This is a genomic window from Seonamhaeicola marinus, assembly GCF_008085455.1.
In genome coordinates, this window is the sequence record NZ_VSDQ01000566.1 from 1 (window position 1) to 322 (window position 322).

At 30.4% G+C, this 322-nt stretch carries 1 pseudogene; it reads left to right on the forward strand.

From position 1 onward, the window contains the following. Positions 1-322 (forward strand): annotated as a pseudogene (locus tag FUA24_RS08300) (sodium:solute symporter); the annotation flags it as partial.

Consider the following 322-nt stretch of genomic DNA (forward strand, 5'->3'; position numbering starts at 1 on the left):
CAAAGTCAAGTACAACGTTATCTATCGGGTAAATCTGTTAAAGAAATGCAATTAGGGTTAATTTTTAATGGTTTATTAAAAGTGCCCATGCAATTTTTTATTCTTTTAGTGGGCGTTATGGTATTTGTTTTTTACCAATTTAATAAAGCGCCTATTAATTTTAATCCTACAGCTACTGAAATTGTTTTAAACTCAGAATATGCCAATGAATACAAAGCTTTACAAGTAGAACAAGACAAAATTTTTAGTGATAAACAAACACTTATAAAGGGGTTTATTGACGGTGAGAACCCTAAAGCTGAAGCGTATTTATCTATAGCCA